The sequence below is a fragment of the Klebsiella sp. JB_Kp004 genome, from assembly GCF_040065795.1.
GTDB lineage: Bacteria > Pseudomonadota > Gammaproteobacteria > Enterobacterales > Enterobacteriaceae > Klebsiella > Klebsiella quasipneumoniae.
This window is the reverse complement of record NZ_JBEAKW010000010.1, coordinates 79,286-93,964: the sequence shown is the minus strand read 5'-3', so window position 1 is coordinate 93,964 and position 14,679 is coordinate 79,286. Positions and strand designations below refer to the sequence as shown.

Annotated in this window: 12 protein-coding genes and 1 pseudogene; 11 read left to right on the top strand and 2 right to left on the bottom strand. The window is 57.4% G+C overall.

Annotation, left to right across the window (positions count from 1 at the left end; genetic code table 11):
• The 11 genes and pseudogenes from xylB to ABLX76_RS12130 all read left to right on the top strand — a co-directional run bounded on the left by xylB (position 1) and on the right by ABLX76_RS12130 (position 11,957).
• On the top strand, positions 1-1,464 hold the full coding sequence (gene xylB, locus ABLX76_RS12180) for a xylulokinase (protein ID WP_348874567.1): 1,464 nt from the start codon (positions 1-3) through the stop codon (positions 1,462-1,464).
• A gap of 69 nt (positions 1,465-1,533) precedes the next feature.
• Positions 1,534-2,811, top strand: a complete 1,278-nt coding sequence (gene dalT, locus ABLX76_RS12175; protein ID WP_087849493.1) for a D-arabinitol transporter — start codon at positions 1,534-1,536, stop codon at positions 2,809-2,811.
• A 48-nt stretch (positions 2,812-2,859) separates the two neighbouring features.
• Positions 2,860-3,522, top strand: a complete 663-nt coding sequence (locus tag ABLX76_RS12170; protein ID WP_348874583.1) for an HAD-IA family hydrolase — start codon at positions 2,860-2,862, stop codon at positions 3,520-3,522.
• Between the two features lie 297 nt (positions 3,523-3,819).
• Positions 3,820-4,974, top strand: coding sequence for a mandelate racemase family protein (locus tag ABLX76_RS12165; protein WP_032728516.1), 1,155 nt, complete (start codon positions 3,820-3,822; stop codon positions 4,972-4,974).
• 119 nt (positions 4,975-5,093) lie between these two features.
• A complete protein-coding gene (locus ABLX76_RS12160; RefSeq protein ID WP_080901727.1) occupies positions 5,094-6,716 on the top strand; it encodes an ABC transporter substrate-binding protein in 1,623 nt (540 codons plus the stop codon).
• Positions 6,713-7,750, top strand: coding sequence for an ABC transporter permease (locus tag ABLX76_RS12155; protein WP_049592941.1), 1,038 nt, complete (start codon positions 6,713-6,715; stop codon positions 7,748-7,750). Before ABLX76_RS12160 ends, ABLX76_RS12155 begins: the two co-directional genes overlap by 4 nt.
• The gene (locus ABLX76_RS12150) at positions 7,747-8,652 is read left to right on the top strand and encodes an ABC transporter permease (protein WP_004103766.1); all 906 of its coding nucleotides are present in this window, start codon (positions 7,747-7,749) and stop codon (positions 8,650-8,652) included. Before ABLX76_RS12155 ends, ABLX76_RS12150 begins: the two co-directional genes overlap by 4 nt.
• Positions 8,624-9,487 carry an ABC transporter ATP-binding protein gene (locus ABLX76_RS12145; RefSeq protein ID WP_004103764.1) on the top strand — a complete coding sequence of 288 codons (864 nt, stop codon included), beginning with the start codon at positions 8,624-8,626 and terminating at the stop codon, positions 9,485-9,487. The genes ABLX76_RS12150 and ABLX76_RS12145 overlap by 29 nt, the downstream gene beginning before the upstream one ends.
• Positions 9,488-9,497: 10 nt before the next feature.
• Positions 9,498-10,271, top strand: a complete 774-nt coding sequence (locus ABLX76_RS12140) for an ABC transporter ATP-binding protein (protein ID WP_348874581.1) — start codon at positions 9,498-9,500, stop codon at positions 10,269-10,271.
• Positions 10,272-10,689: 418 nt separating this feature from the next.
• Positions 10,690-11,500 (top strand): annotated as a pseudogene (locus ABLX76_RS12135) (winged helix-turn-helix domain-containing protein).
• Positions 11,487-11,957 carry a hypothetical protein gene (locus tag ABLX76_RS12130; protein WP_080901730.1) on the top strand — a complete coding sequence of 157 codons (471 nt, stop codon included), beginning with the start codon at positions 11,487-11,489 and terminating at the stop codon, positions 11,955-11,957. Before ABLX76_RS12135 ends, ABLX76_RS12130 begins: the two are co-directional and overlap by 14 nt.
• Here the strand turns inward: ABLX76_RS12130 and yegS are convergent, their stop codons facing one another.
• Together yegS and yegQ are read right to left on the bottom strand one after the other, a co-directional pair.
• Positions 11,958-12,854, bottom strand: a complete 897-nt coding sequence (gene yegS, locus ABLX76_RS12125) for a lipid kinase YegS (protein ID WP_348874564.1) — start codon at positions 12,852-12,854, stop codon at positions 11,958-11,960.
• 242 nt (positions 12,855-13,096) lie between these two features.
• Entirely contained in the window at positions 13,097-14,458 is a 1,362-nt protein-coding gene (gene yegQ / locus ABLX76_RS12120; protein WP_032428934.1) for a tRNA 5-hydroxyuridine modification protein YegQ, read from the bottom strand.
• Between the last annotated feature and the right edge of the window lie 221 nt (positions 14,459-14,679).

Sequence of the window (14,679 nt, the reverse complement as noted above, 5' to 3'; positions counted from 1 at the left end):
ATGTATCTGGGTATCGATCTTGGCACATCGGAAGTCAAAGCGCTGGTCATTGATGAGAACAATCAGGTTATCGCCAGCCATAGCGCGCCGCTGAGCATTCAGCGGCCTCATCCGCACTGGTCAGAACAATCACCGGAGTTATGGTGGGAGGCGACGGAGTATCTGATGGCCACGCTGCGGGAAAAATGCGCCCAGCACTGGCCGGCCGTCAAGGCGATTGGCCTCTCCGGACAGATGCACGGCGCGGTGTTGCTGGATGAAAAGGGGGAGACGATCCGTCCGGCCATTCTGTGGAACGACACCCGCTGCGCCGCAGAGTGCGCGGAGCTGGAGGAGATGGCGCCGGAGTTGCATCAGGTGGTGGGCAACCTGGCGATGCCCGGCTTTACCGCGCCGAAGCTGCTGTGGGTGCGTCGTCACGAGCCGCAAAACTTTCAGCGCACCGCCACGGTGCTGCTGCCGAAGGATTATCTGCGCTACCGGATGACCGGGAAGAAAGTCTCCGATATGTCGGACGCCGCCGGGACGCTGTGGCTGGACGTGGCTAAGCGCGACTGGTCCGATGCGCTGCTGGACAAGTGCGGTCTGTCGCGCAGCCAGATGCCGACGCTGGTGGAAGGCTGCGAGGTTTCCGCCACCCTTAACCCGCAGGTGGCCGAACGCTGGGGGCTGAACGCCTCGGTGGTGGTGGCCGGGGGCGGCGGCGATAACGCGGTCAGCGCCATTGGCGTCGGCGCGGTCTCGCCGGGGGACGCGTTTATTTCGCTCGGCACCTCCGGGGTGCTGTTTGTGGTGACCGACGCCTATCGTCCGGCGCCGCAGTCGGCGGTCCATGCGTTTTGTCACGTTCTGCCGAACCTGTGGCATCAGATGAGCGTGATGCTCAGCGCCGCCAGCTGTTTACAGTGGTTCTGCCGCCTGACCGGCACCACGGAGGTGGCGCTGCTGGCGGAGATTGCCGAGCTAAGCGAGGAGGAGAAAGCCAACGCGCCGTTCTTCCTGCCCTATCTCTCCGGGGAACGTACCCCGCATAACGATCCTGACGCTCGCGGCATGTTCTGGGGCATTACCCACTCCAGCCTGCGCGCCCAACTCGGCTACGCGGTGCTGGAGGGGGTGAGCTTTGGCATCAACGACGGCCTGCAGGTATTGAAAGAGAGCGGGACGCCGATCGCGCAGTGCTCGCTGGTGGGCGGGGGCGCCCGCAGTCCGTTCTGGGCCCAGCTGCTGGCCGATATTCTCGCTATGCCGGTGGTGACCCACAAAGGCGGAGAGACCGGCGGCGCGCTGGGCGCGGCGCGGCTGGCCTGCCTGGCGGCGGGCAAACCGGTTGCCGCGGTATGTGAAAAACCGGAAGTCTGGCAGACCTGGCGTGCGGATCCCGTTCGCCACCACACCCTGATGCAACGCTACGCGCAGTTTAAGGCCCTGTATTTAAACGATCTGCACTATCGGCAGCATTAATTTTTATCACCATAACCGCTCCGGCGAACTGACCGTAGCGGCCTCCTGTACCCTGAAAACGAGGTCATTATGTCTATCAATAATAAACAGTGGCTCGGTTTACCCCTGAACCTGCTCTGGGGATACATCGCCATTGCCGTATTTATGACCGGCGACGGTTTTGAATTAGCCTTTCTCTCGCACTATATCAAAGCGCTCGGATTCTCCCCGGCGGAGGCCTCCTTTGCCTTTACCCTCTACGGCCTGGCCGCCGCGCTGTCGGCATGGATCTCCGGCGTGGTGGCGGAAATTATTACGCCGCTGAAAACCATGATGATTGGCTTCGTGCTGTGGTGCGTATTCCACGTGCTGTTCCTCGTTTTCGGCCTCGGTCATGCCAACTATGCGCTGATCCTGGTTTTCTACGGCATTCGCGGCTTCGCGTATCCGCTATTCCTTTACTCGTTTATCGTGGCGATTGTCCATAACGTCAAAAGCGACAACGCCAGCTCGGCCATCGGCTGGTTCTGGGCGGTGTATTCCATCGGCATCGGCGTCTTCGGCAGCTATATTCCGAGTTTCACCATTCCGCGCATTGGCGAAATGGGCACCCTGTGGCTGGCGCTGGCCTTCTGCGTTACCGGGGGCGTGATTGCTCTGGCTTCCCTGCGCCATATTAAAACGCCGCAGCATATGCAGAACCTGACCACCCGCGAGAAGTTTGCCGAGCTGGGCCGCGCCGCGACGCTACTCTATACCAACCGCAATATTCTGCTGTCGAGCATGGTCAGGATCATCAATACCCTCTCGCTGTTCGGCTTTGCGGTGATAATGCCGATGATGTTCGTCGATGAGCTGGGCTTTAGCACCTCGGAATGGCTGCAGGTGTGGGCGGTCTTCTTCTTCACCACCATTTTCTCTAACGTGCTGTGGGGCATTCTGGGCGAAAAACTGGGCTGGATGAAGGTGGTGCGCTGGTTTGGCTGCATCGGGATGGCGCTCTCCAGCCTGGCGTTTTACTACATCCCTCAGCACTTTGGCCACAGCTTTGCGATGGCGCTGATCCCGGCCATCGCCCTGGGGATCTTTGTCGCCGCCTTCGTGCCGCTGGCCGCCGTGTTCCCGGCGCTGGAGCCGAAGCACAAAGGCGCGGCGATTTCGGTGTATAACCTGTCGGCGGGGATGTCGAACTTTCTCGCCCCGGCGATCGCCGTGGTGCTGCTGCCGTTCTTCAGCACCATTGGGGTCGTCATCGCCTATACCGCATTGTACGTGGTGGCCTTTTTCCTCTGTGCGTTTATCCGCGTCGAGCAGCCGGGATTTTCCCACAAGCAAGCGACTGCCAGCGAGCAGGTGGAGTTCTCTTAAGGTGATGCGGCTGGCATGCCAGGCATGCCAGCCTTAATGAGGTGAATGATGAGTATTCAGGCAGTGATTTTTGACATGGATGGCGTGATTATTGATTCCGAAAGCCTGTGGCGGCAGGCGCAAATCGACGCCCTCGCGCAGTGGGGGGCAACGGCGAGCGTGGCTGAGTGTGAAACCCTGACCAAAGGCAAGCGCCTCGACGAAATTGCCCGCACCTGGTGCCGCCATTGCCAGCTTGAGCTTGTTCCGCAGCGGCTTGAAGCCGCCATATTGCAGCGCATCACCGGCCTGATCGCCGCCGAAGGCGAGCCGATGCGCGGGGTGCATGAGGCGTTACGCTATTTTCGCCATGCCGGTTATAAAATTGCGCTCGCCACCTCCTCGTCCCGCCAGGTTATCACCGCCGTGCTGAACAAGCTCTCGCTGTGGCACTTTTTTGACGTGATCTCCAGCGCGGATGATGAAGCGCAGGGCAAGCCGCATCCGGCGGTGTATCTGACGACGTTGGATAAGCTTAATCTCGACGCCAGCCGGTGCCTGGTGATCGAAGACAGCTTCAACGGCTTTTGCGCGGCTCAGGCCGCGGGTATTCCTACGGTGGTGATTGCCGAAGATAGCCAGCACGCGCGTTTTCAGGCCGCCGTGGGCCGCTACCGGGCGCTGCCTGAACTGCTGGAAGCGCTTACCGCCGAGCCAGAGGCGGTCGCATAACTCACGCTTTCGTGAGCGCAGAAAATCCCGGGATGTACACGGTCGGTCACTCTCTCTTCTGCGCTCACGCACTTTTTTCTCCATGCCGATCCGCCTCACATTTCACTCATCTTTTGTGAAAACAGTCACGTCTTGTTGTGCCAATGCCCAAATTTATTGCCTTGCTTAGCGGTGTTTGTCCGAGGCACTGCTACGTAATTGTACTTAGATTAGATATTGAAACGTATTTTCAATAATGTGAAACCACTTTGCCGATTTGCTTCTATCGATCGGATTTGGCCGTGATAAGGATTGAGCATGAAAATTGAATCTGTGAATGTCACCGTTTTCCAGTATCCCACACGTCGGGTTTCCGACAGCGCCGGGCACTCCCATCCGGGGGCTGAAAGCATGGCCAAAATGGCGATGCTGACCATCACCGCTGATGATGGGGCGCAGGGTTTTTCGTTTGCGCCTCCGGAAGTCGTGCGCCCGTTCGTGGTGAATACTTTTTTCCGCAAAGTGCTGGTGGGGCAGGACCCGTTTAACCGCGAGCGTATCTGGCAGGATCTTAACCACTGGCAGCGCGGTAGTGCACATCAGTTAACGGAGCGCGCGCTGTCGTTTATTGAACAGGCGCTGTGGGATCTGATAGGCCGCAGCCTTAAGATGCCGGTTTACAAGCTGCTCGGCGGCTATCGCGACACCGTCCCGGCTTACGGCAGCACGATGTGCGGCGACGATCTGCCGGGTGGTCTGTCGACCCCGGAGGAGTATGCCGCCTTTGCCGAAAAGCTGGTCGCCCGCGGCTACAAGGCCATCAAGCTGCACACCTGGATGCCGCCAATCTCTTTTGCGCCCAATCCCAAAATGGATATTAAAGCCTGCGCGGCGGTGCGCGAAGCGGTAGGGCCGGATATTGACCTGATGATTGACGGCTATCACTGGTACAGCCGCGCCGAGGCTCTGTGGATCGGCAAAGAGCTGGAAAAACTCAATTTCGCCTGGTTTGAAGAGCCGATGGAGGAGGATTCGATGTCCTCCTACGCGTGGCTGGCGGAAAACCTGTCGATCCCCATCGTCGGGCCGGAGAGCTTCGGCGGCAAGCACCACATGCGCGCCGAATGGGTGAAAGCCGGAGCCTGCGACATTCTGCGCGCCGGCGCTAACGGCGTGGGCGGTATTACCCCGACCATGAAGGTCGCGGCGCTGGCGGAATCTTTCGGCATGGATTGCGAAGTCCACGGCAACGGCGCGGCAAGCCTGGCGGTGGTCGGCGCGATCCGCAACTGCCGCTGGTACGAGCGCGGCCTGCTGCATCCGTTCCTCGACTACGATGAACCGGCGGCTTATCTCAATAGCATTGTTGACCCGATGGATGACCAGGGATTTGTGCATTTGTCACAACGTCCGGGCCTCGGCGAAGACATTAATTTTGCGTATATCGAAGCCAATACCGTTAGCCACGACTGATTCAAAAAAATAAATGCCCGATGGCGCTGCGCTTATCGGGTCTGCGGCCCGGTAGGCCGGATAAAGCGAAAATGCCGCCATCCGGCAACATGTACCCTACAGTACAGGCAAACAGAGATATGAAAAAAAACTCCCTACTGGCAGCGTGCTTATTCACGCTCGCCGTGTCGATGGGAAGCGGGGCGGCGGTGGCGAAAACGCCGCCCGATCAGCTTATCATCGGCATGAATATGAATAACCTGCTCACCCTTGACCCGGCGGCGATGACCGGTAACGAAGTGGTGGGAATCGTGGTCAACCTCTACGACTCGCTGGTAGAGCTTGACCCTGAACAGCTCACCGACGTTAGGCCCGCGCTGGCGAAATCCTGGGATATCAGCCCCGACGGCAAAACCCTGACCTTTCATCTGCGCGACGACGTTAAGTTTCACTCCGGCAACCCGCTGACCGCCGCTGACGTGGTGTGGTCAATGCGGCGCATCCTGCACCTCAACCTGGCTCAGGCCTCGGTATGGAAATCCTATGGCTTCAGTAAGAAAAATATCGACAGCCAGGTCAGCGCGCCGGACCGCTTCACGGTGCAAATCGAGTTACCCAAAGATAACGATCCGCAGCTGGTGATTTACTCGCTGGCGGCGCTGGGCAACCTCGGGGTGCTGGACAGTAAAACGGTGCAAAGCCACCAGCAGGATAACGACTGGGGTAACCGCTGGCTGACCACCCATGAAGCCGGTTCCGGGCCGTTTACGCTGGAAACCTGGCAGGCAAAAGATGTGCTGCGCATGAAGCGCAATCCTGACTACTGGCGCGGCGAGGCGAAAATGAGCCGCGTGGTGCTGCGCCATTTCCAGGAGTCGCAAACCCTGCGTCTGATGATCGAAAAAGGCGACCTCGATATTGCCAACAATATGGCGGTTTCCGATATTAACGCCCTGCGCAGTGACCCGCAGCTGACCGTCGATGCGGTGCAGCGCGGCACCATGTACTACGTGGCGATGAGCATGAAAGAGGCGCACTTCGCCCAACCGAAAGTGCGCGAAGCGGTGCGCTATCTGATTGATTACCAGGGTATCAATAAAGCGCTGATGCCGGGCTACGGTGTGCTGCACCAGCGACCGATTAAGGCGGGCATACCGTCTACGCTGCCTGACCCTGGCTATAAGCTGGACGTGGCGCGGGCGAAAAAGCTGCTGGCGGAAGCGGGTTATCCCAACGGCTTTGATACCACGCTGCGGGTCCTCTCCGATCAGCCATTTCTTAACATCGCTATCGCCGTGCAGTCGACGCTGATGCAGGCGGGGATTAACGCCAAAATCATCACCGGCACCGGTAACCAGATCTACGGCGCGATGCGCGAGCGTAAATTTGACCTGCTGGTGGGACGCGGCGGCAGCGGAATGGAGCCGCATCCGCACTCCAGCCTGCGCGCGCTGGTCTATAACCCGGATAACAGCGATGAGGCGCGTCTGACCAACTTTCAGGGCTGGCGTACCGGTTTTTACGACCCGCAGCTCAATACGATGATTGACCAGGCCCTGCTGGAACGCGATCCGCAAAAACAGGTGGCTGACTACCAGGCCATCCAGGCGCGCTACGACCAGCTGGTTCCGGCTTTAATTCCGCTTTCGCAGATGGTCGATTCCGTGGTGGTGCGCAACGAGGTACGAGAGTATCAGCCGCACCCCTCCGCCACCACTTTTCTGCGTGACGTCTATAAAGTCCGCGAAGGAGAGAAAGGATGAGTACCGCAATCCTTGCGCCCGGCTCACGCGGCCGGCGCTTATCCAAACGGCTGCTGCAGGTGGTGATTACGCTGTTCGGCCTGCTGCTGCTGACCTTTACCATTGGCCGCGTCATGCCTATCGACCCGGTGCTGGCGATCGTCGGTCCGGATGCTGACCAGAGTACCTATCAGCAGGTTTACCAGCAGCTGGGGTTTGATAAATCGCTGGCCACCCAGTTTGGCATCTATTTCGTCAACCTGCTGCACGGCGATCTGGGCAATGCGCTGCTGACCGGGAAACCGGTGGTGGACGATATTATCCGCGTCTTCCCGGCCACCATGGAGCTGGCGACGATGGCGATTCTCGTCGGCGCGGGTCTCGGAATTCCGCTGGGCGTGCTGGCGGCGGCGCGACGCAATAGCTTCTCCGATTATGTGGTACGCATTATCAGCCTGGCGGGCTACTCGACGCCGATTTTCTGGGTCGGAATGATGGGGCTGCTGGTTTTCTATGCCTGGCTCGGCTGGGTGGGCGGCGCCGGGCGGGTAGACCTCGGTCTGGACGGCATTGTGCCGCGCCGTACCGGCCTGATGACCGTTGATGCGCTGCTGGCAGGAAACGGACAGGTGTTCTGGAACGCCATTAATCATCTGATTCTTCCCGCCTCGCTGCTGGGTTTTCACTCGCTGGCTTATATCAGCCGTATGACCCGCAGCTTTATGCTGGCCCAGCTGTCGCAGGAGTTCATTATTACCGCGAGGGTGAAAGGGCTGACCGAGCGTCAGGTTATCTGGAACCATGCGTTTCGTAACATCCTCGTGCAGCTGCTGACGGTGGTGGCGCTGGCCTACGGCGCGCTGCTGGAAGGCGCGGTGCTGATTGAAACCGTCTTCTCATGGCCGGGTTTCGGCTCCTATCTTACCGGTAGCCTGCTGCTGGGCGATATGAATGCGGTGATGGGCTGCGTGCTGCTGGTGGGAGTGATCTTCGTGATGCTCAACCTGCTCTCCGACATGCTGTATCAATTCTTTGACCCGAGGACAAAATCATGACCGTTTCTCTGGATTCGCCGCTTTCGGGCGGTGCGGGCGAAGGCCGTCAGCGGCTGCAACGCGCGGCGGCGCGGGCCGTCGGGTTTATCGGCAAAATGGCGCGCAACCCGCTAACGGCCATCGGCGGAGGAATTATCTTTCTGCTGCTGGTGGTGGCGATTTTCGCGCCGCTGATTGCGCCTTATAACCCGCTGGTGCAGGACCTGAACAGCGCGCTGGTCGCGCCGAATGCGCAGCACTGGTTCGGCACCGATGAGTTTGGCCGGGATATCTTTAGTCGCCTGGTGTACGGCTCGCGCATCACGCTCTATATCGTGCTGCTGGTCTCGGTGACCGTCGGTCCGCTCGGGCTGCTGCTGGGCGTCAGCGCCGGCTATTTCGGCGGTAAAGTCGATATGGTGCTGATGCGCGTCACCGATATTTTCATCTCCTTCCCGAGTCTGGTTCTGGCGCTGGCGTTTGTCGCCGCCTTAGGGCCGGGGCTGGAGCATGTGGTTATCGCCATCACGCTTACCGCCTGGCCGCCGATAGCCCGTCTGGCGCGCGCCGAAACGCTCTCTCTGCGCCAGGCCGATTTTATCTCCGCCGTGCGTCTGCAGGGCGCTTCATCGTCCCGCGTCCTCTGGCGCCATATCGTGCCGCTGTGTCTGCCCTCGGTCATTATCCGTATCACCATGAATATGGCCGGGATCATTCTGACCGCGGCCGGTCTCGGCTTTCTCGGGCTCGGCGCGCAGCCGCCGGAGCCGGAGTGGGGAGCGATGATCTCCAGCGGGCGCACTTATATGATGGAGTGCTGGTGGGTCGTAACAATTCCGGGGCTGGCGATTCTGATCAACAGCTTAGCGTTCAACTTCTTAGGAGATGGCCTACGTGACATCCTCGATCCCCGCAGTGAATAATGCTCCGCTGCTCGACGTGCGCGATCTGTGCGTCGACTTTGTTAACGGCAGCGCAGTGACCCATGCCGTGCGCGGCGTCTCCTTCCAGCTGGGGCGCGAAAAGCTGGCGATTGTCGGCGAGTCCGGTTCGGGTAAGTCCACCGTTGGGCGCGCGCTGCTGCAGCTGCATCCGAAAAAGGCCCGCGTCAGCGCCAGCCGCATGCAGTTTGCCGACCTCGATCTGCAGCATCTTAGCGAAGCGCAGATGCGCGGCGTACGCGGCAAACGTATCTCTATGATTATGCAGGACCCGAAATATTCGCTTAATCCGGTGGTCTGCGTGGGTAAGCAAATCGCCGAGGCCTGGCTTACTCATCATCCCGGGCGCAAAGATGAGGCGAAAGCCAGGGCGCTGGAGATGCTGGAGGTAGTGCGTATTCGCCAGCCGGAGCGCGTTTATCAGCTTTATCCGCATGAAATATCCGGCGGACAGGGGCAGCGCATCATGATCGCCATGATGCTGATTACCGACCCGGAACTGATCATTGCCGATGAGCCCACCTCCGCGCTGGATGTGTCGGTGCGCCTGCAGGTGCTGGGCCTGCTGGATGACCTGGTTCAGTCGCGCGGGCTGGGGCTGATTTTTATCAGCCACGATATCAACCTGGTGCGCAGCTTCTGCGACCGCGTACTGGTGATGTACGCCGGACGGGTAGTGGAGTCCATCGCTGCTAAAGATCTCGATAACGCCCGTCATCCCTATACTCAGGGATTGATTAACTCGCTGCCGGATATGCAGCATCGTCGCCCGATACTGCCGGTGCTGCAGCGTCAGGCCAGCTGGTTAACGGAATAAGGAGCGGATGATGATTGAAGTTCAACATCTCAACCTCGCGTTTGGCGAGGGGGAGAAGCGTAACCAGGTGCTGTATGACGTCAGTTTCCACGTTAAGCCCGGCGAGATCTACGGTCTGGTAGGCGAGTCCGGCTCCGGTAAAACGACGGTGCTCAAGAGCCTGGCGGGGCTGTTTACCCACTGGCAGGGGGCGCTGGCCATCGATGGTCAGCGCTTAGGGCATGAAATTAGCCGCAGGCGCTGCCGTCAGGTGCAAATGGTATTTCAGGACCCCTACGGATCGCTGCATCCTCGTCACACCATTGGCGATATCCTCGAAGAGCCGCTGCAGATCCATCGTATCAACGACCGCGACCGGCGGATCAATGCGCTGCTGGACAAAGTTGGCCTCAACCGTGCCTTTCGTGAGCGCTATCCGCATCAGCTCTCCGGCGGGCAGCGGCAGCGCGTGGCGATAGCCAGAGCGCTGATTCTTGAGCCTCAGGTACTGCTGCTGGATGAGCCGACGTCGGCGCTGGATGTGTCGGTGCAGGCGGAGATCCTCAATCTGCTGGCAGAATTGCAGCAGGAGGCTAAGCTCACTTACCTGATGGTTACCCACGATCTCGGGGTTATTGCCCATTTATGCCAGACCGTGGCGGTGATGCAGTACGGGAAGATCCTTGAAACCCTGACGGTCGATGCGCTGGTCAGCGGCGAGGCGCGGACGGCCTATACGCAGATGCTGGTCAACGCCAGTCGGCAATATACGCGCGAAATGGCGCGCGAGGTGGCGGCATACTAAGCTTTATGGCGCATTGTCACGTGGGAAATGCGCCCATTTTATAGATAAAACTTTGAAACGATATGTAGTTATAGTTATAAATATCGTCTATTAATGTAAATGTGGTATTTAGATCTAAAATGAAAGTATCTGTTGTGTGAATGCATCTTTTACGAATTATAACTTGTATTTATTATTTTTTTTTTGAAATAAATAGCCAATTTCAATTCGAAGTACAAAATATTCCGTTCTGTAAATTCATTTAAACCTTGCTAATAACAAGGAAAACTGCGTATTACGCCTCCAGATCTGCTGAGTAATAGAGTAAACTCGCCTGCGAATAATCTTAAGATGTCATCAACGTCATGGCGGATTACCCTATTTATAGTAGGGTACCCCCTGCCGCTCATCCACGTGATTACTATTCTCAGAGAACAGGATGGAAAAAATATATACGATTAATGGAAGAATTGCCTTTTTTCCTCAGCGTAGCGCTCTAATACTTATTGCTGACGAGACGAAAACGGTTTCCTTAAATATGCCGGCCAGCCGCTGTTTATTACTGCTTATTCAGCATGATGGCAATACTGTTGCCCGCGAAACCTTTTTTGAGGAAGTGTGGATAAAGCATGGCGCCCAGGTAACCAGCAACGGTTTTTACCAGAATATTTCCCTGTTACGTCGGGCATTTAAGGAGCTGGGGGGTAGACGAGGATATTATTATTACGGTGCCGAGGGTAGGCGTCAGGCTGGATGCAACATTAACGGTTACGGAATCTCAGCCGCGCGATGTAGAGAAGGCACCGACGGCGGAGGAGCCACAAGCGCCCGTTGACGAGCCTGTTCATAAGGAGGTCGCAGCTGCGAGTTTGCCCGAAAAAAAGCGGTTAAGGCCGCGACGCTCTCTTTTGTGGGGGCTTGCGGCGCTGCTGAGTTGTCTGGTTTGTGGATTTGTTGCGTGGCAAACAGAATTCGAATGTTATTTGCAAAGTTATTCGCCCATAATTGCTAAATTTTCGCAACAATGTCACTTCTTTGCCAATAATGACGTAGTTGACCATGTTCGTCATGTCAATTTTATCAAGCGCAGTAAATTTGAATGCGAAGAATATCCATGGATTTATTTGACGCTTTATCCCGGGCAAGCGCGGGTGTCGGTGATTCGCTGCCGTCAGCCATTTAGTCAATGGCGTGATAATCAATGCCTCACCAAATATTACATTAAGGAGGTAGTCAATGCGCCGGCGTGAAATTAAATGGTTAATCGCTATCGTATTTATCGGAGTATTAAGCGGTATGACGATAAAATCCTGGCAATACTGGCAGCGCAATCATTTCCAGTGCAGCGGTGAGATGCGGCTATTAAACTCAGGTTATCAGGGCGATATTTCATTACGCTTCGTATTTGATAGCACCCGTGGGCTGGTGATTGTCCGGGGAGAGATTACGCCGCCGCAGGGTGAATCGTTTACCATCAACCAGAACATCTGGTTTAGCTTTACCCGCGACGGCCAGCACTACTTCCTGCGATCGGAAACCGTCTCTGTCAGCATCGGCGAAACCGAGCAGGAGAAGCATATTAACAACATCCTGCCCAAGTTTTTCCTGCAGCCGCAGGTGCCGTTTTACCTTAATATTCAGCGGCTCAATCAACGAACCCGGCTGCTGTATACCAGCCGGGCGCCGTCTTTGCTTTGCGAAACCTGATCAACGCAACAGCGGGCAGTCGGGCGGCAGCCGGCAGCGCAGGGCCGCCGGTAACAGCTCCATGCGGAAAGTTTTGCCGGTCAGCGGTTCGCCGTCGAGGTTAAACGTCATCTCATGAGGGGCGGTGATCTCAAACCACGAGGAGACGCCGTCGACAATATTCGGCGAGTTTTCCGGATTCGCCAGGGTGCTGAAGAGGGCAGGGATCAGCTCTTCGCCGGTGAAAATGCGCAGATGCAGCAGGCCGTCGTTAATCAACGCCTCCGGACACAGCTGCTGGCCGCCGCCCGCCTGGCGGCCGTTGCCGATGCCGATGACCAGCGCATCGCCCTGCCAGTGAAAGTTCTCCCCGCGGATCTCGCAGCGGTCCGGCTTCAGGGTATCCATGCGCATCAGGCCGTGGATTAAATAAGAGACACCGCCGAGCGCGGCTTTGAGTTTTTCCGGCGTTTCGGTGGTGATCCGGGTGCCGAACCCGCCGGTCGCCATATTAATAAAGCCGGTCTTATCATTAACCCGGGCGATATCTATCGGCACATCGCGGCCGACGATCGCCAGCTTCAGGGCGCTGGCCAGATCCTGCGGAATACCGACGCTGGTGGCGAAGTCGTTGGCCGTGCCCAGCGGTAAAATCCCCAGCGCCATCCTGCTGCCGCGCTCCATCAGCGCCGTCGCCACTTCATTAATGGTGCCGTCGCCGCCGCCGGCGATCACCGTTTCAACGTTCAGCTGCAGGGCTTCATCGATAAACCGCACGGCATCGCCCTTTTCCCAGGTGACGCGGACGTGAATATCGATCCCTTCGTCGCGCAACAGGTTAACCGCCTCGCGTAGCTGCGGTTCATTGGCACCTTTGCCGTTAAGGATCAGTAAGCTGGCAGGAAACGTAGACATCATCAAGGGAACCTTTATTGCTCAATGTTGCATAAAGTGTACCGCATGACGCCAGCGAAGACCGGAGGAGAGACAAAAAAATAAGCCCGCGTAAGGGAGATTACGCAGGCTAAGGAGGTGGTTCCTGGTACAACTAGCATTTATGGGTTATGTTTTTCAGCGAAATGGATGATACCTGTTTCGATCGAAACGGTATGTGATCCGATTCTAATATCCTTACATCGTGAAAAAATAACGCAAATTAACTAGTTACCGTGCGGATTTCTGGTTGTCTGACCAGTAAAGTTGCGCATCAGCAGCGCATACTGCAGGGGCAGGTCATCCGGCACAGGCAACCATACGGTATAGCCGTCGCCCGGGGCCACCGGCATGGCTTCGCCTTTGCCATTTTCCATCTGCTCGAGGGTAAAGTTGACGTTACCCTGCGGGGTCATCAGTTCGAGACTGTCGCCAACGCTGAACTTATTTTTGACCGCCACAGCCGCCAGCGGGCCGTTACGCTCCCCGGTAAATTCGCCGACAAACTGCTGGCGCTCGGAGAGGGAGTAGCCGTACTCGTAGTTCTGATAATCGTCATGGGTATGGCGGCGCAGGAAGCCTTCGGTATACCCGCGATGGGCCAGCCCTTCCAGCGTTTCCAGCAGGCTGGTATCGAACGGTTTGCCGGCGGCAGCGTCGTCGATCGCCTTGCGGTAAACCTGTGCGGTGCGCGCGCAGTAATAGAAGGATTTGGTGCGGCCTTCGATCTTCAGCGAGTGAACGCCCATCTGGGTCAGACGCTCAACGTGGGCGATAGCCCGCAGATCTTTCGAGTTCATGATGTAGGTGCCGTGCTCGTCCTCGAAGGCGGTCATGTACTCGCCCGGGCGTTTGGCTTCCTCGATCATAAAGACTTTATCGGTCGGCGCGCCGATGCCGAGGGTTGGCTCCACCGTCTGCACCGGGATCGGCTCATATTTGTGGACGATGTTGCCGACGTCGTCCTCTTTGCCTTCCGCCACGTTATATTCCCAGCGGCAGGCGTTGGTGCAGGTGCCCTGGTTCGGGTCGCGCTTGTTGATATACCCGGAGAGCAGGCAGCGGCCGGAGTAGGCCATGCACAGCGCGCCGTGGACGAAAATCTCAATTTCCATCTCCGGCACCTGGCGGCGAATTTCTTCGATTTCATCCAGCGACAGTTCACGCGACAGGATCACGCGGGTCAGCCCCATCTGCTGCCAGAATTTGACCGTCGCCCAGTTGACGGCGTTGGCCTGCACCGAAAGATGGATCGGCATATCCGGAAAGTTTTCCCGCACCAGCATGATTAAACCCGGATCGGACATGATCAGCGCGTCCGGACCCATCTCCACCACCGGCTTCAGATCGCGAATAAACGTTTTCAGCTTGGCGTTATGCGGGGCGATGTTGACCACCACATAGAATTTTTTACCCAGCGCGTGGGCTTCATTGATGCCGAGCTGCAGATTTTCGTGATTGAATTCGTTGTTACGCACGCGCAGCGAGTAGCGCGGCTGGCCGGCATAAACGGCATCGGCGCCATAGGCGAAAGCGTAACGCATATTCTTCAGCGTTCCCGCCGGGGAAAGGAGTTCTGGTTTAAACATGGTGTTCTCGTTCTGATGACAGGTCAGATTCGCCGCACCTGGTGCGGCGAGTTGGGGGAGTGTCCCCACATTAAGGGCGGGCATTGTAGCGCCGCGGCGAAGGGGAGTAAATATCAGATGGGTATCTTTCAGCATGGCTAATTTGTTTGCCATTTTGAACCTGGGCAGTGCTCGTACTGACAGCACTAATAACGCCTGGTGGGATAGGCTCTATGGAATTC

Bases quoted from the DNA above. Each gene is read 5' to 3' on its own strand.
- xylB (WP_348874567.1), top strand. From the start codon at position 1: ATGTATCTGGGTATCGATCTTGGCACATCGGAAGTCAAAGCGCTGGTC.
- dalT (WP_087849493.1), top strand. From the start codon at position 1,534: ATGTCTATCAATAATAAACAGTGGCTCGGTTTACCCCTGAACCTGCTC.
- ABLX76_RS12170 (WP_348874583.1), top strand. From the start codon at position 2,860: ATGAGTATTCAGGCAGTGATTTTTGACATGGATGGCGTGATTATTGAT.
- ABLX76_RS12165 (WP_032728516.1), top strand. From the start codon at position 3,820: ATGAAAATTGAATCTGTGAATGTCACCGTTTTCCAGTATCCCACACGT.
- ABLX76_RS12160 (WP_080901727.1), top strand. From the start codon at position 5,094: ATGAAAAAAAACTCCCTACTGGCAGCGTGCTTATTCACGCTCGCCGTG.
- ABLX76_RS12155 (WP_049592941.1), top strand. From the start codon at position 6,713: ATGAGTACCGCAATCCTTGCGCCCGGCTCACGCGGCCGGCGCTTATCC.
- ABLX76_RS12150 (WP_004103766.1), top strand. From the start codon at position 7,747: ATGACCGTTTCTCTGGATTCGCCGCTTTCGGGCGGTGCGGGCGAAGGC.
- ABLX76_RS12140 (WP_348874581.1), top strand. From the start codon at position 9,498: ATGATTGAAGTTCAACATCTCAACCTCGCGTTTGGCGAGGGGGAGAAG.
- ABLX76_RS12130 (WP_080901730.1), top strand. From the start codon at position 11,487: ATGCGCCGGCGTGAAATTAAATGGTTAATCGCTATCGTATTTATCGGA.
- yegS (WP_348874564.1), bottom strand. From the start codon at position 12,854: ATGATGTCTACGTTTCCTGCCAGCTTACTGATCCTTAACGGCAAAGGT.
- yegQ (WP_032428934.1), bottom strand. From the start codon at position 14,458: ATGTTTAAACCAGAACTCCTTTCCCCGGCGGGAACGCTGAAGAATATG.